The sequence below is a fragment of the Ruegeria sp. EL01 genome (assembly GCF_900313035.1).
Lineage (GTDB): Bacteria > Pseudomonadota > Alphaproteobacteria > Rhodobacterales > Rhodobacteraceae > Ruegeria.
The window spans coordinates 115,373-133,619 of sequence record NZ_OMPS01000026.1; the positions used below are offsets into that span (position 1 = coordinate 115,373).

At 55.2% G+C, this 18,247-nt stretch carries 17 protein-coding genes and 1 pseudogene; 15 read left to right on the plus strand and 3 right to left on the minus strand.

The features are described 5' to 3' along the window. Positions 1–15 precede the first annotated feature (15 nt). Complete coding sequence (locus D9K61_RS11760) at positions 16–882, minus strand: lytic transglycosylase domain-containing protein (RefSeq protein ID WP_120633436.1); 867 nt, start codon at positions 880–882, stop codon at positions 16–18. A 351-nt stretch (positions 883–1,233) separates the two neighbouring features. On the opposite strand from D9K61_RS11760, the gene D9K61_RS11765 reads away from it, so the two are divergent. From D9K61_RS11765 to pdeM, 15 genes are all read left to right on the plus strand, one after another. Then, the gene (locus D9K61_RS11765) at positions 1,234–1,467 is read left to right on the plus strand and encodes a Flp family type IVb pilin (protein WP_120633437.1); all 234 of its coding nucleotides are present in this window, start codon (positions 1,234–1,236) and stop codon (positions 1,465–1,467) included. A 383-nt stretch (positions 1,468–1,850) separates the two neighbouring features. Further along, the gene (locus D9K61_RS11770; RefSeq protein WP_120633438.1) at positions 1,851–2,105 is read left to right on the plus strand and encodes a hypothetical protein; all 255 of its coding nucleotides are present in this window, start codon (positions 1,851–1,853) and stop codon (positions 2,103–2,105) included. Between the two features lie 280 nt (positions 2,106–2,385). Further along, positions 2,386–3,270 (plus strand): Flp pilus assembly protein CpaB, encoded by an 885-nt coding sequence (gene cpaB, locus D9K61_RS11775; RefSeq protein ID WP_120633439.1) that lies wholly within the window; start codon positions 2,386–2,388, stop codon positions 3,268–3,270. Positions 3,271–3,464: 194 nt separating this feature from the next. After that, entirely contained in the window at positions 3,465–4,871 is a 1,407-nt protein-coding gene (locus D9K61_RS11780) for a type II and III secretion system protein family protein (RefSeq protein ID WP_120633463.1), read from the plus strand. A 17-nt stretch (positions 4,872–4,888) separates the two neighbouring features. Continuing rightward, the gene (locus tag D9K61_RS11785; protein ID WP_120633440.1) at positions 4,889–5,515 is read left to right on the plus strand and encodes an OmpA family protein; all 627 of its coding nucleotides are present in this window, start codon (positions 4,889–4,891) and stop codon (positions 5,513–5,515) included. Positions 5,516–5,715: 200 nt separating this feature from the next. Further along, positions 5,716–6,951: an AAA family ATPase gene (locus tag D9K61_RS11790; protein ID WP_120633441.1), complete on the plus strand. Its 1,236-nt coding sequence runs from the start codon at positions 5,716–5,718 to the stop codon at positions 6,949–6,951. A 24-nt stretch (positions 6,952–6,975) separates the two neighbouring features. Beyond that, entirely contained in the window at positions 6,976–8,415 is a 1,440-nt protein-coding gene (locus D9K61_RS11795; RefSeq protein WP_120633442.1) for a CpaF family protein, read from the plus strand. Between the two features lie 11 nt (positions 8,416–8,426). Further along, complete coding sequence (locus D9K61_RS11800) at positions 8,427–9,395, plus strand: type II secretion system F family protein (RefSeq protein WP_120633443.1); 969 nt, start codon at positions 8,427–8,429, stop codon at positions 9,393–9,395. A 10-nt stretch (positions 9,396–9,405) separates the two neighbouring features. Further along, positions 9,406–10,383 (plus strand): type II secretion system F family protein, encoded by a 978-nt coding sequence (locus tag D9K61_RS11805; protein ID WP_120633444.1) that lies wholly within the window; start codon positions 9,406–9,408, stop codon positions 10,381–10,383. A gap of 7 nt (positions 10,384–10,390) precedes the next feature. Then, the gene (locus D9K61_RS11810; RefSeq protein WP_371688470.1) at positions 10,391–10,990 is read left to right on the plus strand and encodes a tetratricopeptide repeat protein; all 600 of its coding nucleotides are present in this window, start codon (positions 10,391–10,393) and stop codon (positions 10,988–10,990) included. An 11-nt stretch (positions 10,991–11,001) separates the two neighbouring features. Beyond that, entirely contained in the window at positions 11,002–11,853 is an 852-nt protein-coding gene (locus D9K61_RS11815; protein WP_120633445.1) for a lipopolysaccharide assembly protein LapB, read from the plus strand. 3 nt (positions 11,854–11,856) lie between these two features. Next, on the plus strand, positions 11,857–12,402 hold the full coding sequence (locus tag D9K61_RS11820; protein WP_120633446.1) for a prepilin peptidase: 546 nt from the start codon (positions 11,857–11,859) through the stop codon (positions 12,400–12,402). Between the two features lie 117 nt (positions 12,403–12,519). Beyond that, entirely contained in the window at positions 12,520–13,827 is a 1,308-nt protein-coding gene (locus D9K61_RS11825; protein WP_120633447.1) for an ATPase, read from the plus strand. A 40-nt stretch (positions 13,828–13,867) separates the two neighbouring features. Next, a complete protein-coding gene (locus tag D9K61_RS11830; RefSeq protein WP_120633448.1) occupies positions 13,868–16,279 on the plus strand; it encodes a ligase-associated DNA damage response DEXH box helicase in 2,412 nt (803 codons plus the stop codon). Positions 16,280–16,320: 41 nt separating this feature from the next. Continuing rightward, positions 16,321–16,983, plus strand: a complete 663-nt coding sequence (pdeM, locus tag D9K61_RS11835; protein ID WP_120633465.1) for a ligase-associated DNA damage response endonuclease PdeM — start codon at positions 16,321–16,323, stop codon at positions 16,981–16,983. A 2-nt stretch (positions 16,984–16,985) separates the two neighbouring features. Here pdeM and D9K61_RS11840 read toward each other — a convergent pair whose 3' ends face one another. Then, on the minus strand, positions 16,986–17,732 hold the full coding sequence (locus tag D9K61_RS11840; protein WP_120633449.1) for a LytTR family DNA-binding domain-containing protein: 747 nt from the start codon (positions 17,730–17,732) through the stop codon (positions 16,986–16,988). A 217-nt stretch (positions 17,733–17,949) separates the two neighbouring features. After that, positions 17,950–18,247: pseudogene (locus D9K61_RS11845) on the minus strand (bifunctional methylenetetrahydrofolate dehydrogenase/methenyltetrahydrofolate cyclohydrolase); the annotation flags it as partial.

Consider the following 18,247-nt stretch of genomic DNA (forward strand, 5'->3'; position numbering starts at 1 on the left):
ATTTGGCGGGCCTTTTTAGTTTGACGTCTGAAACACACAGCCATCTGAAATCAGATCAGGTGGCGTGGTACACAGCGCCCGGGCGATTTGAAACGCGGCCAGCACCTTGGGCACATAGTCCCGGGTTTCAGAGTAAGGCGGCACTCCGCTATGTTTGCGTACGGCGCCTTCTCCGGCATTGTAGCCCGCCAAAACCAGAATCGGATCGTTTCCGAATTCTCCCATCAACCAATTCAGGTACTTCACGCCACCTGCGATGTTCTGTTCTGGTTTGAGGCTGTCTTGAACACCGAACCGTTTCGCAGTGGCAGGCATCAATTGCATGAGGCCCTGCGCGCCGGCAGAGCTGACCGCATCCACACGACCGGCCGATTCCACCGAAATGACCGCGAGGACCAGCGCAGGTGATACATTGGTGCCAACTGTTGACCGCAGGATCTCGATCCCCTGCTCTTGCGCGATGTTTTGCAATGTCTGCAGCCGCGGCGATCTTACACTGGTTGCCGCAAGCGCATTGATGGCGTCATCCAACCGCCCAGACCCTGCTTGGGCCAGTTCAGGCGAGATTCTGTCCCAGAACGCTTTATATGCACCTTTCGGATTCGCTTTGACACCAGCGCCCGGTGCGGAAGGCGGAGTGACTTTTGCGGGCGTGGTGATTTCCGGGACAGCCAATTCGACACCGGTACTGGGCGCAGAAGGTCTAGCAGCGTGCTCTTCTTCGGTGATCTGTACGGTGATGCGCGGGCGATCCCCGGGCTTCGGCGGCTTGATCCGCTTATACACCCCCCGCGGTTCGACTTCGGTCGCGATTGCAGGCGTGACGCTTGATGTCAGAAACACCAACACGCCGGCGCATATAAGTGCGTCCCGGAGATTCATCTGCCTGCCTCATGCGTTCTTTTCCTCGATTTGAACCTCGAATCTTCCCACAAGGCCAGAAAAACAAAGCGAAATGGGGCAGTTTCGCCTCATTTGCCGCAATTTTGCATCGCTACAACAAGCTTCAACTTTGGTTAATGAATTTTTTTTCATTTATTTACATACAGTTACTTAATTTATCTCCAAAAAGTTAAGCCAAAAGGCAAAAAAACTGGGTTTGGCCCAATTCCTGCCACGCGTGAAGGGCAAACATTGATCCATACCGAGACGGACGGGAGCGGACTGAGAGACGAAGCTCTGGAAGACGCCGAGGTTCAATAGACTTACTAGATCCTTTAGGAGGGACATAACATGATCAAGTTCATCAAGAACTTCCGCAAAGACGAAGACGGCGCCGTAACAGTTGACTGGGTCGTTCTGACCGCTGCAGTCATCGGACTGGGCACCGTTGCTTACACACAGATTTCTGACGGTGCGGTTGGCCTGGCCACCGACGTTAACGCCGCTCTGTCGGGTGCAACCATCAGCACTGGCGACACCAACGGCACCGCGGGTGGTATCACCGGCGCAGGCACCAGCAACTAAGCCTGACATTTCTCCTTTAAGGAGACGAGGCCGTGCCCTTTCCGGGTGCGGCCCATTTTGTTTTCGGTAGATCATTTACATCGCCCGAACATCCCTTTGACCAGACACAGTATTACAATCAATGACAACTTGGAGGTTTATTGGCAGCCCAACGTTGCTTGTGTGCAGCAGAAACCACAGCGCTCTCTACGAGAATAATACCGTGATTCACCACTTGATTGTCGCCTAATAAGTCAGGATTACGGCGGATAAATCAATGTTTTGCCCAATTCCCGCCACTCAAAACGATCACAAATATATGAACAAAACGCCAAATTGGCGTCACTCGATTTTCAACTTCTCGTCGGGCCGCGCCTGACCGCGTACCGCCAGAAAGGCAAGACATGAACCGGTTCTTCAAATCCTTCAAAGCGTCGGAAGACGGCGCTGTAACCGTGGACTGGGTTGTGCTAACGGCGTTGATAATCGGTCTTGCCACTTTGCTATATTTTATGATCCAGACGGGAACGATTGGCCTGAGCGGCAACGTAAACTCTGCCCTGAGCGGCTCAACTGTCAGTACCGGCACAAGTGCCGCGGGCGGAGGCGGATTCACGGCGGCGGGCACAGCCGGCGGTGGCGGTGGCAGTGGCGGTTAACCGTCTTTCCGAACTTCACAATAAACCACACCCCAGCACGCCTAAGTACGAATTCCGTTCAGCTACTTGATGCGGCGCTATGATCAATTGCGCTGCTGCATCATATTAGGTTCACCAAACTGCAATACCGACTAACAAATTTGGTGCCAAAATAGCATCGAAGCGCGTAAACCGCGTTTTTGTCCAATTTTTCGACACAATTTCGATTTAGAGAATACGCTGTTTCATCATTTTGCTTTGGCCGATACACGTGCCGCCAAAGCAGTAAAGAGGTGCCTACATGCGAGCAGTTTTTGGACTTGTCCTAATCGTTGGGATCGCCCTGGCCGGCGGAGCGGTCTATATGGCGCGCAACTATATCTCAGCTTATCAAGCCGAACTCGCGCGGGAACGTTTGGCGGCGCAAGAAGCCTTGGCTAATGCGAAAGTGGAAGTGATTCCAACAGTCAGCGTCATCGTTTCGAACCGGCAGCTGAAATACGGTGAGAAGTTGGTGCAAGAAGACGTGCGAATCGTGGATTGGCCAGAAAACGCCATTCCCGAAGGAAGCTTCCTTGAAATGACTACGCTCTTTCCTGAGGTGGCCAATGGTGATCGGTACGTTCTGAGAACCATGGAAAAAGACGAAGCGCTCTTGGCTGTCAAAATCACCAAACCCGGTGAAAAGGCAGGTTTAACGTCTCGTCTTGAGAAAGGCATGCGCGCCTTTGCAATCAGTGTTGACGTAGCGTCTGGCGTCTCCGGCTTTTTGCGGCCGGGCGACAATGTCGATGTCTATTGGACTGGATCGCTTAGGGGAACTATTGAAGGGGCCGACGGCGAGATCACACGCCTGATTCAACCAAAAATCAAACTGATCGCCGTTGATCAGACCGCCGGTTCGGATGTGACTGGTGTAACGATTGCACGCACCGTGACCGTTGCCGCGACGCCTCAGCAAGTCGCAGCGCTCGCCCAGGCACAAAACTCGGGTCGCCTGTCGCTGGCGTTGGTCGGCGTACAGGAAGAAACAGTCGCAACGGCCACCATTGAAGTCGACCAAAAGTCGCTCCTTGGAATCAAAGAGGTCGCACCGGCACCAAAAAAGGCGCCTGAACAGGTTTGCACCGTCAAAACACGCCGTGGTGGCGATACCGTGTTGACCGAGATTCCCTGTACAAATTGACGCCAATTCAGGATGTTAGTTGGTCAAAGCCGCGCGTATTGCGCGGCTTTGTTCGTTTTAGTTGTTGCTTATTATCCACATAAGGAAAATTCCGGAAACCATTGATTATTGCAATAAATTCGGAATTCGCGCAGTCTGCTTGATCATAGGGCATCAGACCCGAAAAACGAGGCGTGATCGGAGAGGCAGGTCACATGACAATACGTTCCTGGATCAGCGCAACCCTGCTGGGGTTGTCGCTTGTTGTGGGCCCGGTCGGCGATGCCGCCTGGGCTGAAACTCTTCGCGTGGTCAAGAAAGGCACGGTGGAAACACTGGATGTGCCGATGAGCCGCGCGATCGTTGTTGAAAGCGAACAACCGTTTGCAGAGCTCAGCATTGCCAACGCAGGCATTGCTGATATCTCGTCGCTTTCAGATCGTACCATTTACGTGTTGGGTAAAGCACCTGGCACAACAACGATGACACTATTTGATGGCGCAGGAAATCTGATCGCCAATGTTCGGGTTCGCGTCGCACCTGACGTGACCGAATTCAAAGAGCGGTTGCGTCAAATTCTTCCCGCTGAACAGGTCGAAGTACGCACAGCCAATGACGGCATCGTCTTGTCTGGCACCGTATCAAGTGCGGCTAAACTGGCCCGGGCGCTTGAATTGGCAGAAAGATATGCGCCCGAACGCGTTTCCAACCTGATGTCAGTCGGCGGCGTTCAGCAAGTCATGCTGAAAGTTCGGTTCGCTGAAATGCAACGTACCGTTGCCAAAAGCTTAACGGCTTCGCTCGGCGTCAACAGCGGAGGCGTAGACGGCGGGATCAACACGCTCAACAATCGAGGGGCGTTAGCCGGCGCGTTCAATAGTCAGATTCCAGTTTCCCAGGCGAACACAGGAGCAATTTTGTTTGGGTTCGGCGTTGGATCAACGCAGGTTCGACTCCTTCTGGAAGCGCTTGAAAACAAGGGACTCGCCCGCAGCTTAGCAGAACCTAACCTTTCCGCACTGTCCGGTCAGGAAGCATCGTTTCTGGCTGGCGGCGAGGTTCCAATCCCGGTTCCACAGGATGACGGCGTAGTCGCGATCGAGTACAAGGCCTTCGGTGTCGAGATTGACTTTATTCCGCGTGTGGTCGATGGAGATTTGATCAACCTCGAACTCGGAACAGCCGTTTCCAGCATCGACAATAACTCAAATTTCACCATCAACGGCGATACGGTCCCAAGCTTTATCACCCGCCGGGCAAAAACAACCATTGAGTTACGTGATGGTGAGAGCTTTGCGATCGCCGGCCTACTTCAGGACAACTTCGCGGATGCGAGCAATCAGGTTCCCTGGCTTGGCGACGTTCCTATCTTGGGGGCTTTGTTCCGCAGTTCAAACTACCAGCGTGCTCAAAGCGAACTCATCGTTATCATCACTGCACATCTGGTGTCGCCGACGCGGGGCGAAGCACTTGCTCTGCCAACTGACCGCGTCAAACCGCCGAGCGAGTTTGACCTGTTCGTAAACGGTCGCGTCGGACGCACTGAACGCATCGGTGCAGGCGGGGCGTCTGAAGTTGCAAAACAGGACTTCGGCAGCTCTTACGGCTATGTGCTAGATTGATCAGGAGGATTGAACCAATGCAAAAGTGGATCATCATACTCGGTCTTACAGCTGCCTTTACCGCATCTTGTACCCGTGAATCCGGATACGAGATTGATCAGGGCACGTTCGGAAACGCAACGCTGAACAACACTCAGGTCATGACGGGCGAGTTGACTTACGCACAAATCCTAAGTCGCCGTTTTGCAGCGGATGTGCCGAGCCAGATCAACTTCGCGTTCAACAGTTCACAATTGGACGCCTCGGCCCAGCGGGTTTTGCTGCAGCAAGCGGATTGGATCAAGCAATTCCCCGAAGCCCGTTTCCGTGTTTATGGCCATACCGATGCCGTCGGTTCGACCAGCTACAACAAAAGCCTGGGACTGCGCCGAGCACAGGTGGTCGTTGCCTTCTTTGCTCAGCAAGGCATATCCAGATCGCGGCTTGAAGCCGTCGTATCCTTCGGCAAAACCCGCCCAGCGGTCGCAACCCCTAACCGGGACCGCAGGAACCGTCGGACAGTGACGGAAGTCTCGGGCTTTGTGGATGGAAAACCACAAACCTTGGACGGCAAGTACGCCGAGCTCGTTTATCGCGAATACGTGGAAAGTGCGACCACAATCAGCACGATCCAGGACGTAGAAGCGACAGACGCCGCTGAATAATACCCCCGAAATGGGCGGCATCGTCGCCCATTTCCCTACAATTGGTTCTTTTGCGCCCAATTATTGCCCAACTTACCGGCGAAATTGTGAACAATTGGGAAATCTGCGACCAGAATTGACCGCAAAGGCGCGACAGCAAACCAAGCCGGGCGTTCGTCGTTCGTGTGAGTTGCCAGGCCTTCACGACGAGGATTGTGTGCATGACAAGCGCGACACCACAAGACGACAACTCTGCAATCCTCGCCTGTACGATCAGTCGAGATGTTCAGAACTTTGACCTGCTGATCGAAGACATGGAAGCTGCTCTGGGTGAAAACTGGGGCGATCTTGGTTTCGCAGAAGCGCTGGCCTTTTTCAGCCAACCCGAAGCAAACTCACTACAATTCGTAGCTCTGGCGATCGACAGCGAAGACGAGGACAACCTGTCCTTGATGGGCGAGATCATCAGTCAGGCCAAAGAGAAGAAGATCAAAGTCGTCCTGATTGCAGAGGACGTGACCCCCGCATCTCTGCATCAATTGTTGCGCAAAGGCGCTGATGAGTTTGTGCCCTACCCTCTTCCTGAGGGCGAACTGCAAGAAGCCATCGAACGGATGAAGCAGCCCGACCCGGTTGTCGCCACACAGGTAGCATCCGCCGCTCAGGCCACCGGTGATTCGAAAGAAGGCGCGCTGTTTGTCGTTCACGGGTTGGCTGGTGGTGTCGGCGCCACAACGTTCGCGGTCAATCTGGCCTGGGAACTTGCTTGTGTGTCTGACAAGGACGCGCCTACGGTCTGCCTGATTGACCTCGACCTTCAATACGGAACAGTTTCGACATACCTTGACCTGCCCCGTCGTGAGACTGTGTTTGAGATGCTGTCAGACACCGCATCAATGGATGACGAAGTTTTCTCGCAAGCTCTTCAAACTTATGAAGAAAAACTTGAGGTTCTGACTGCGCCATCGGACATGGTGCCCTTGGATCTGATTACACCGGAAGACATTCAGCGTGTCATCGACACGGCTCGAAAGAACTTTGACTATGTGATCGTGGACATGCCAAAGACCCTGATCCTGTGGTCGGAAACTGTTTTGCAGGCGGCACATGTGTATTTTGCAATGATCGAGTTGGATATGCGGTCAGCCCAGAACACGCTGCGCCTGAAACGGGCCCTTCAGGCAGAAGAGCTGCCTTTCAACAAGCTACGTTTCGCACTGAACCGCGCGCCGAAATTCACTGATCTTAATGGCAAAAGCCGCGTTAAGCGCATGGGGGAAAGCCTGGGCGTCGCAATTGATCTTCAGCTGCCGGATGGCGGCAAGCAGGTCATGCAAAGTGGCGACCACGGATTGCCGCTTGCGAATTCAGCAGCAAAGAATCCACTTAGACGTGAAATCGCGAAGCTAGCAAAATCTCTTCACAGCCTGGGCAGCAGCAGCGCCGAGGCTGCGTAACATCATCACAAGGGGGGAGCCGCCGTGTTTTCAAGATACAAGAAGCAATCCGATGCGCAGCCGGTTCAAACCCCGGCAAAAGTGCCCGAAACGACCGCCGCTGCCCCAGCTGCACCGGCCCCCAACGCCGTGGCCCGTAAGCCGCAAGCCCAGAAGTCAGCCGAGGTCGCCGGATCTGATCGCGATCGAAAGCGGAAAGAACGGTTAAGCGAGATCAAGATCGATCTGCACCGCGAATTGCTCGAAAATCTGAACCTTGCTGCGCTGGAGAATGCGGAAGAAGTGGAGTTGCGCAGTGAAATCAGCGCAATCGCAAGCGAAGTCTTGGAATCCAAGAACATCGTTCTGAACCGTGAAGACCGAACCCAGCTGAACAAGGAACTATACGACGAGGTCACCGGTCTCGGCCCGCTGGAAACGTTGCTGCAGGATGAGTCTGTCAACGATATTCTGGTAAACGGGCCGCAGCAGATCTTTGTGGAACGTGCCGGCAAGCTGGAAATCAGCGACATTACCTTCAAGGACGAAAAGCACCTGATGCGGATCATCGACAAGATCGTGTCCGCCGTGGGGCGTCGTGTTGATGAATCAAACCCCTATGTTGACGCCCGTCTCGCCGACGGCTCGCGTTTCAACGCAATGGTTCCGCCAATTGCGGTCGATGGCTCGCTGGTGTCCATTCGTAAGTTTAAGAAAGACAAGCTGGGCATTGATGATCTAGTCAATTTTGGTGCATTCACCGAAGAAATGGCAGCATTTTTGCAAGCTGCCGTTTCCACGCGCCTGAATATCATCGTGTCTGGTGGTACCGGTTCCGGTAAAACAACCACTCTGAACGCCCTGTCCAGTTTCATCGATGATGCCGAACGTATCCTGACGATCGAAGACACGGCAGAACTTCAGCTGCAGCAAACCCATGTGGGTCGGATGGAAAGTCGCCCGCCGAACGTCGAAGGCAAAGGTGAAGTCAGTCCGCGTGACTGTCTAAAAAACGCCCTTCGTATGAGACCTGACCGCATCATCGTAGGTGAGACGCGTGGCGCCGAGGTTATCGACATGTTGCAGGCCATGAACACCGGTCACGACGGATCAATGACCACAATCCACGCCAACTCGGCCCGCGACGGGATTTCACGTCTGGAAAACATGATCGCCATGGCTGGGATCGAAATGCCGATCAAAGCTGTGCGCAGCCAGATCTCATCGGCTGTGAACCTGATCGTACAGGCCAGCCGATTGCAGGACGGCTCGCGCCGGATGACCTCGATCACTGAGATCACGGGCATGGAAGGTGATGTGATTTCGATGCAGGAACTCTTTCGTTTTCAACGCGTTGGGTTGACGCCTGACAACAAGATCATCGGACATTACACCGCAACAGGCGTACGCAGCCACTATTCGGAACGCTTCCGTCTGTGGGGTTTTGACTTGCCTGCGTCCATCTACGAACCAATCACAGTGTAGGAGATCTGGATATGCAATTGCCCATGGAGGCACTTATCTATGTTGTGATCTTCGTCGGAGTTCTACTTCTGGTCGAAGGGATCTACCTTGTAGCGTTCGGCAAATCCATCAGTCTGAACAGCCGCGTCAATCGACGGCTGGATATGCTCGACAAAGGTGTCGGGCGCGAACAGGTATTGGAGCAGCTGCGCAAGGAGATGCAGCAGCATATGAAATCACAGAGCATCCCTCTGTATTCATTGCTGGCAGACAAGGCGCAAAAGGCAGCGATTGCTTTCTCGCCCAAACAGCTGATCATGATCATGTGTCTGGTTTCAGCGGTCGCGTTCATGGGGCTTAGCATCGGTACAGCGACCGATACCGCGTTGCGGGCGGCCCTTTCGGTGGCGATTGGTGTTGGCGGCGTCTACGCCTGGGTCAATCGCAAAGCCAAAAAGCGTATGGGCATGATCGAGGAACAGCTGCCCGAAGCGGTGGAACTTATGGTCCGTTCGCTGCGCGTGGGTAACCCGTTCGTATCAACGATTCAGGTTGTCGCGAATGAGGTTCCCGACCCGCTTGGAACCGAATTTGGCGTTATCGCGGACGAATGCGCCTATGGTCGGGAAGTGGCCGAAGCGTTGAAGGACATGGCACAAAGGCTGGACATGCAGGACATGCGCTTTTTGGCCGTTGCAGTGGGTATCCAGCAGCAATCCGGTGGTAACCTGGCAGAGGTTCTAGCCGGACTGGCACAGGTTATCCGTGCGCGCTTCCGCCTGTTCCGTCGGGTGAAGGCGATCACCGCCGAGGCGCAGTGGTCCGGCAAGTTCCTCTCAGGTTTCCCATTGGGGTGCCTCGCGTTTATTCTCGTTAAAGATCCCGGCTACTATGATGACGTTTTGGACCACCCCTGGTTCATTCCGATGTGTTTCTTTGTTGGCTTCATGCTGACCTTGAATCTGATCGTCATGAAGGTCATCACCAACATTAAGGTCTGAGGGCACGTCAATGGAATTCCTGACCACAATCAACGACATGTTGACCCAGAACCTGGGTGAATTCGGACCTCTGATCATCGTGGGCGTCCTGGGATTGGTCATGGTTCTTGTGGCTGTCTCACTGATGATGAGCCAGCCCGAGGATCCGCTGAAGAAACTGCAGCGATCAAACGCGGCCCCGAAAAAGCAGAAGAAATCAAAAAAAGACCAGCTTAGGAACTCGGGCCGCAACGAGCAGCTTGAGAAATTCGCGACCTTCCTTGAACCCAAAAACGAAGAAGAACTGTCCGCGATGCAGCTCAAGCTGCGTCAGGCGGGCTATCAATCGAAAGATTCAGTTCGGTTCTTCCATTTCGCGCAGTTTGCGCTGGGCATTATCGGAATTGTAATCGGCGTTATGCTGGTGACAGTTTTCGCAAACGGGCAAGAGTTTACGACCCAACAGACGCTCATCCGTGTGCTTCTGCCAGCAGGCGCCGGCTACATGTTGCCGAAATACTGGATCACCCGCCGCGTCGAAGAGCGGAAAGAAGCGATCACCTCCGGCTTTCCCGATACACTGGATCTGATGCTGGTCTGTGTAGAAGCGGGTCAATCTCTGGATCAGGCGATTGTACGGGTTGCGGGTGAGATGAAGGCGTCCTACCCCGATATCGCGCAGGAATTCGAAGTCGTCGCCTACGAAATGAAAGCGGGTAAAGACAAAAACACGGTTCTTCGCGACTTTGGTACGCGATGCGGCGTGCAGGACGTCAACTCGTTTGTGACCGTCATGATCCAATCGGCAACTTTCGGTACATCGATCGCCGAAGCCCTGCGGGTTTACGCGGGTGAGATGCGCGACAAGCGCGTAATGCGGGCGGAAGAGGCCGCCAACAAGTTGCCAACCAAGATGACACTTGCCACAATGATGCTGACGGTGCCTCCGCTACTGGTCATTCTGGTCGGACCTTCCGCCAACGTCATTTCGGAGTTTGGGAGCAAGTGATAACCTGATGAGACAACGACTCTGGCGCGCCCTCAGACGGGCTCGCCGTATGTTTCAGGCCACCTTGGTTTTTACCATGGTGGCTTCTTGCACAGAAGGCGACCTGGGCAAAGGCGTCGATGCCCCGGGAGTTGATCTCAAAGGCCAGTCCGCCGACAATATCACCGTGGGAAATCGCCTGATGGCGGCCGGGGAATACGAACTTGCGCTGGAGTCATTTACGCGTGCGGCACTGGACGAGGGCATGACCACACAAGTTCTGACCTCTCTGGGAACCGCCAACCTCGGTTTGCGGCGGCTTGGGCAAGCCGAAACACTTTTGCGCCGTGCCGTTGAAGACAATCCGAAATGGCCGGTTGCGTGGAATAATCTTGGTGTTTTGCTGCTGGAAATCCAGGAGTACCCGGAAGCGGCCCAGGTCTTTCAACGCGCCTACGCATTGGACAATGGCGAAAGTGACGCAATCCGCGACAATCTTCGCTTAGCACTCGCAAAAACGGAAAATCCTGTTAATAATACGGCGCAAGAACAAGAATATACGCTGGAACAGCTTGGCGACGGGCAATTCACGCTGCGCAAAATCCAGTCACCGAGGCAAGAGCAGTAAGGGACGCAAAAATGCGCCAACAATTCTTGATTCCGTCTCTCGTAGCATGTGGGCTAATGCTGTCTGCCTGCGCGAAGGAAACCGAAGAGGAAAAAGTAGAACGGACCCTTCAGGAAGTGAATGTCATTGACGAGACCAACCTGAACGACGTTTTGCTGAATTCCGCCGACCCGAATGAGGCGGTGACCTATTTCCACGGCGCAGCAAGCAAAAATCCCGACCGGATTGAATTGCAACGTGGGCTTGCCATTTCCCTAAGCCGCGCAAAACGCACGACCGAGGCCGCTGCAGCCTGGAAACGCGTGACGTCGATGAAGGGCACCAATGCGGCCGACAAGGTCGAGTATGCCGATGCACTTGTCAGAAACGGTGATTGGGCAAAAGCGAAAACCACACTCGACTCGGTTCCACCCACCTTTGAGACCTTCAAACGGTATCGACTGGAGGCGTTGGTGGCAGATTCACGGAAAGATTGGAAACGGGCCGATCATTTCTATGAAACCGCTGTGGGGCTTACGACGCGCCCCGGCGGAGTCATGAACAACTGGGGTTATTCCAAGATGACCCGTGGCCAGTACGCCGAAGCCGAACGCCTGTTCTCGGATGCGATCCGTCAGGACAGCTCTCTGTTCACGGCAAAGAACAACCTTGTTCTGGCGCGGTCTGCCCAGGGAAACTACAGCCTTCCGGTTGTTCCAATGTCGCAAATCGAACGTGCAAGGCTGTTGAATACAATGGGTATTTCTGCGGTCAAGCAGGGCGATGTGACTACTGCCAAGAACCTGTTCCGCGAAGCCATCGCTACGCATCCGCAGCATTTCGACGAAGCGGTCCGCTCGCTTCGTGCGCTTGAGGAAGCCTGATTGATGCTCATGCCAGCGGCTGCAGCGGCTTGGTTCCTACCGTTCGTACTGCCTATTTGTTTCTATGTCGCTTTCACGGATATGCGTGAAATGCGGATCAAAAACCACGCCGTTGTAGCACTTGCCATTGTGTTCGCCATAGTGGGCCTGTTCGTGTTGCCACCGTGGTCGACAGGAGCAAGCGCCGGACGATTTGGACCGTTCACCTGGTCCATGCCGGCCTATTTCTGGCAGTTGCTGCACATTCCTGTTGTTCTGATCGCGGGCATTGTTTTGAATGCTGCCGGGGCAATGGGGGCCGGAGATGCAAAATTCCTGGCTGCAGCATCGCCATTTGTCTGGTTTGGGGATTTGCTGTTGTTGGCGGCGGTGCTGACAGCGTGTGTTTTGGCAGCCGTGATTACGCACCGTTTAGCCAAAAACACCAAACTTCGCAGTATCGCGCCCCATTGGGACAGCTGGGACCGAGGCAAGCAATTTCCTATGGGCTTCGCTCTGGCTGGGGCATTGGCCATGTATTTGATATTGGGCACTGTTTACGGATCGTGAACTATCACCACTGCGCCTTGTAGCTGCCTTGGTCCCGCCACAAAGTTGGGTCAGTTTTTCGACATGAGGCCCAGCTTTGGGCATTTGACCTGACAACTGGACAGACGAGCAACGCTCATGAACATGCAGACCTCCGCGGTTATGGCCCCCCCTGCCCCAAAGGGGCTGGTTGAAATGAAGCTCCCGCTGGTGATGATGCGGGACATTCTGCTCAAAACCATCTTTCGCAAAAACACGAGCACTGTTTCAGAAACTGCCGAAGCTATCTGCCTTCCCGGCTCAGTAACGCAGGAACTGGTCGACATTGCACGTGAGCAGAAACTTCTCGAGGCCACCGGCACACTGAACGCCAACAGCGGCAACGAGATGGGCTATCAGCTGACCGACGCCGGTAAGGCGCGTGCATTGGACGCGCTGAGCCAGTCAGAATATTTCGGCGCCATGCCAGTTCCGCTGGATGTGTACCGTGAACAGGTCAAACGGCAATCCATCCGAAACATTCAGATTACTCGGGATCAGCTGACAGGGGCGATGGGCCATCTGGTTTTGCCCGACACCTTGTTGGATCAGCTTGGCCCGGCGGTCAGCGCCGGTCGTTCGGTTCTGATGTATGGCCCTCCGGGAAACGGTAAATCTTCTATCTCGAACGGCATTCGGGATGCGCTGGGTGACAATGTCTATGTGCCCATGGCCATCGAATACGCCGGTCAGGTGATCACCGTTTATGACCCGATCGTTCACACAGCAATCGAACAAGAGGCAGACGACCCCAATAGTATACGTCGTCGCAAACGGTTCGACACCCGGTATGTTCAGTGCGAACGACCTACCGTGGTCACCGGTGGTGAACTGTCGCTCAGCATGCTGGATTTGGTTTACAACCCAACTGCGCGGACGTACCAGGCACCTCTGCAGTTGAAATCAACCGGTGGCATCTTCATCGTGGACGACCTTGGACGTCAGGCCGAACCGCCACAGGCGTTGATCAACCGTTGGATTGTTCCGCTGGAAGAAAGCAAGGACATCCTCGGCCTGCAATCAGGCGAGAAATTCGAAGTTCCGTTCGACACGCTGGTCATCTTCTCAACCAACTTCCATCCGAATGAGATTTTTGACCAAGCCGCTTTGCGCCGGATCTTCTTCAAGATCAAGATCGACGGCCCGAACCAGGAAAACTTCCTGAAGATCTTTGCCATGGTGGCCCGCAAACGTGGCATCCCACTGGACGAAGGCGCGTTGGTGCATTTGCTGAAGGTCAAATACCCGACGATCAACAATATTTACGCAAACTACCAGCCGATCTTCCTGATTGATCAGATGATTTCGATCTGCGAGTTCGAAGGTATTCCGTATCAGATGAGCCCCGAGCTGATTGATCGGGCCTGGGCCAACATGTTCGTCAAGGACGAAACAATCGTCAAATAACGCCGTGCCATTTCGGCTAGGGGACAGGTAGTCTGCGTCCATGACGCAGATTCCCGCACGGATTGATCGTTGGTTTTCAGCCAAAGGCTGGTCCATCCACCCGCATCAACAAGATATGTTTGACCGGGCGCAGGACCCGGCAACGCTTTTGATCGCGCCAACTGGCGGTGGCAAGACCATGGCCGGGTTTCTGCCGTCCCTGGCCGAGCTGTCCGGTGGTGACCACAAGGGTCTTCATACGATCTATGTCTCTCCGCTCAAGGCGCTGGCGGCGGATATCAAGCGCAACCTGCGTACCCCGGTCGAGGATATCGGCCTGCCGATCCGTATCGAGGACAGAACCGGCGACACGTCGGCCACACAGAAGAAACGCCAACGCGCGGATCCGCCACATATTCTGCTGACAACACCTGAAAGCCTTGCGTTGCTGACGTCCTATGAAGACGCCCCTCGCATGTTCGAAGGGGTGCAACGGGTTATTGTAGATGAAATCCACGCCTTGGCCGAAAGCAAACGTGGGGACCAGCTGATGCTGGCGCTGGCGCGGTTGCAGCGCTTGTCCCCAAATTTGCGGCGTGTAGGTCTGTCAGCAACGGTTGAAGACCCCGAATCCATCGCACGGTTTCTGGCCAGACATCCTGACCCTTGCCAGATCATCCAGGCGGATCCAGGCCCTGATCCGGATATCTCGATGTTACAGACGCAGGAAATGCCCCCATGGTCGGGTGGCGGAGCAGCCTATGCCATCCCGGCGGTGCTGGGACAAATCAGGCAGCACAGGACCACGCTGATTTTTCACAACACCCGCGCACAGGCCGAGATTTTCTTTCGTAATCTTTGGCTGGCCAATGACGACGACCTGCCCATCGGCATTCACCACGGCAGTCTCGACCGGCAACAGCGTGAAAGGGTCGAAGCGGCAATGGTGCGCGGTGATCTACGTGCGATCGTCTGCACCGGCAGCCTGGATTTGGGCATCGACTGGGGCGATGTTGATCTGGTCATCCAGATTGGTGCACCCAAAAACGTCAAACGTCTGGTGCAACGGATCGGCCGCGCAAACCATCGCTACAACGCCCCGTCCAAGGCCCTGCTGGTGCCCGCCAACCGCTTTGAAGTTGTCGAGTGCGTTGCCGCGCTGGAAGCCGCCAGAGCGCATGAACTGGATGGTGAGCCGCGCGGGGCCGGACCGCGGGACGTATTGTGCCAACACATCCTGATCGCCGCAGCCGCAGGACCTTTCGACCCTGAGGCATTGTTTACCGAGATGACCTCGGCGGGGCCTTACGCTCAGCTGTCTCGTCACGAATTCGACGCCTGTCTGGAGTTTTGCGCCACCGGTGGCTACGCCCTCCGTGTTTATGACCGCTGGCAAAGACTGCAGCTGCGCCCGGACGGGTTGTGGAAATTGCGTGATCCCCGCGCGACTCAGCGTATCCGGATGAATCTGGGAACCATTCAGGACACGGACACGCTGAAAGTTCGGCTACGACGCAATCGGGGTGGCAAACCACTGGGAGAGGTAGAAGAGGCATTTGCCGCGTCTTTGACACCCGGCGATACCTTCCTGATTGGTGGCCAGATCGTGCGCTATGAGGGGCTGCGCGAAATGGTGGTCGAGGTCAGCCGCCGCGCCGACAAAAAGCCCAAGATCGCAACCTTCTCGGGCACCAAATTCGCGACATCCACGCAACTGAGCGACCGGATTCTGCGCATGTTTTCGCAACCGGATTGGCCACAACTACCACGTCACACCGCCGATTGGCTGATGCTACAGCGAGACATGTCTCGCCTGCCGCAACGCGACAGGCTGCTGATTGAGAGCTTTCCCAATGACGGGCGTGAACATCTGTGTGTCTATGGCTTTGCCGGGCGCAATGCCCAGCAAACGTTAGGCCTGCTGCTGACCAAACGGATGGAAGAAACCGGGCTAGCCCCGCTGGGCTTTGTGGCTACAGACTATGCGACCCTGATCTGGGGGCTGGATGCGGTCACCGACCCGCGCCCTTTGTTCCACATTGACGCATTGCGAAACGGTCTGGACACGTGGCTTGCTGGAAATGCTGTCATGAAACGGACGTTCCGGGCCTCGGCCACAATTGCGGGGCTGATCGAACGCAACACCGTCGGTCAACGCAAAAGCGGGCGGCAAGCCACGTTCTCATCCGACATTCTGTACGACACCTTGCTGAAATACGACCCCGATCACCTGTTGATGCAGATCACCCGTGAAGAGGCTATGCGCGGGCTGGTGGATTTTGGCCGAATTGAAGCCTTGATCGACCGGATCGACGACCGGATCGATCTACTAAGGTTGGATCGGGTTTCCCCCTTGGCTGCCCCGCTGTTTCTGGAGGTTGGCAAGGTGCCGGTCAAAGGCGCCGCGGAAGAACGGTTGCTGGCAGAAGAAAGTGCCCGGCTGTTACAGGTTGCCGGGCTGGAAGCGACGTGAACCCTCTTGCAAGCGGGCCTGAAACAAGCAAAGAACGGACCATGAACAGTCTTGGATTTTCCTTCGCAGGCCAGCATCTGCACGCCTTGGCGTCCGGTGCGCTTTGGTGGCCGGGCCAGCGGCTTTTATGTGTTTCCGACATGCATTTAGGTAAATCGGAACGATTGATCCGTCGTGGCGGTTTGGCCCTGCCCCCGTATGACAGCCGCGATACTCTGGACCGGTTGTCCCGAGATCTGGACAGAACCGGGGCCGAGCTGGTCGTGTGTTTAGGCGACAGTTTCGATGATCTTGACGCTTCAAAAGCGTTGGAAGCGCCCGAGAAGTTACAAATAACAACCTTGCAAGCTGGTCGCCGCTGGATCTGGATCGAAGGAAACCACGATCCCGGCCCCATCGAACTGGGCGGAACCCACTTGTTCGAATGGGCCTACGAGGGGCTTACTTTTCGGCATATCGCACAGGATGATGCGAAGCATGAGGTTTCGGGCCATTTCCACCCAAAGGCGCAATTGCGTGCGAAAGGACGCTCGATCTCGCGACCTGCGTTTCTCTTGAACCAGGATCGGCTGATTCTGCCTGCATATGGAACCTACACCGGTGGGCTACGCAGTTCGGACCAAGCGCTGTCGGATTTGATGGGGTCAGAGGCGATGGCGATCCTCACCGGAGCGAACCCGCGGCTCATCCCAATGCCTCACTGAGTTCAGATAACTCCATCCGCTTCCAACATCGGTCTGTACTTGCGACTAACAGGGATAAGGTCGCCGTTAATCAGGCGCAGATAGGTTTTGTTATCCTCCCGCTCAACGCCAACAATTGCTGCGTCAGTCACCCAATGAGAGCGATGTGAGCAATGGCCGGGCACCGGCTCCATCTCATCAATGGCATCGGTGAATCGAGAACGAATTGTGAAGGTTCCTTCGGACGTCACAACATCGACGCTGTGATCTTTGACTGTGAGACGGTAAATTTGGCCATTGAACGAAGCTGGCAAACGGCGAGCTATGCGCGGCATCTCGGGCATGTGCTCATCCGTCCTGAGCGTACTTAGATCGCTTCGATGAACAAGAACCAAACCTGTTGCAAGCAATACGCCGTGAACGGCAACAGTTTGCGCCCCTGGGGACATTTGACCGCTAAACGTGAACAATGCCCATGCCAACACCCACAACGCCGGGGTGAACAGCGCCAGAATCACTCCGGCAAACGCCATTTCGCGCGCCAGTAGGCCCTGCGACACTGCGTTTTCGTGAACCAGCTTCCGGGCAATCCATGTCGCCGTAAGGGCAAGCATCATGACACTGGCCCAAAACAAAAGGCGTAGACCAAATGGCAGATCCGACACCAGGAACGGAGGAAAGGCATAAGCCAATAGCGGAAGGAAAACGAGACCTGCAACAACCCGCTGCGGGCCGAAAACGTTTTGGATTGCCTTTGCCTTAGACGTCATGCCAACTTTGCGCGCAAATCCCCAAAGTCCAGCTACAACACTCTAGGTAATTCGCATATATACTTTGTAACTCGCTGGAAAAAAACAACTATCACGAAATACCGAACAGTCAAACCAAATCAGTTTACGTTCAGTCTCGGACGCTAGGGATAAAAAGACGCAAATTCTTTGGAAGCGCGGGAGGTCGGGCAGCGAATGGCAACCCGACCTGAGGGTATTAGGCCGTTAGGCCTTCAGGTTCTGGTAGTTTGTTAGCGCGGCATGCTGCGGTTAGGGTGTTTGCGAGGAGGCAGGCGATTGTCATGGGGCCGACGCCGCCGGGAACGGGGGTGATGGCGCCGGCGTGTTGGGACGCGCTGGCGTAGTCGACGTCGCCGACGAGGCGGGTTTTGCCTTCACCTTTTTCGGGCGCGTCGATGCGGTTGATGCCCACGTCGATGACCGTGGCGCCCTCTTTGATCCAGTCTCCGGGCACCATTTCCGGGCGGCCCACGGCGGCGATGACGATGTCGGCG